This is a genomic window from Schumannella sp. 10F1B-5-1, assembly GCF_006517535.1.
Taxonomy (GTDB): domain Bacteria; phylum Actinomycetota; class Actinomycetes; order Actinomycetales; family Microbacteriaceae; genus Schumannella.
This window is the reverse complement of sequence record NZ_VHQH01000303.1, coordinates 1-342: the sequence shown is the minus strand read 5'-3', so window position 1 is coordinate 342 and position 342 is coordinate 1. Positions and strand designations below refer to the sequence as shown.

Here is a 342-nt window from a genome sequence, read left to right as displayed (position 1 = left end):
GGCGATCGCCCGCACCCTGACGGGACCGCTGTCGAACCGCGGAACGGCCACGACCTCGGAACGCAATGCGACGGATGCGGTGGCGGCGATGCGCGCGGCCGTCGGCGACCTGCTCGGCGTGCCGGCATCCGGGGTCGTCTACGGGCGCAGCGCCACCCAGCTCGCGTACGACTTCTCGCGACACCTGTCACGGGACTGGGTGCCGGGCGACGAGGTCGTCGTGACGCGCCTCGACCACGACTCCAACGTGCGCCCGTGGGTGCAGGCGGCGGCCCGGACGGGGGCGACCGTGCGCTGGATCCAGCTCGACCCCGCCACCGGCGAGCTGCTGTTCGACGACCT

Annotated in this window: 1 protein-coding gene; it reads left to right on the top strand. The window is 73.7% G+C overall.

Annotated features, from left to right (window positions below):
- Positions 1-342: aminotransferase class V-fold PLP-dependent enzyme (locus tag FJ658_RS15790; RefSeq protein WP_141146265.1), on the top strand; the 342-nt coding region annotated here is incomplete at both ends.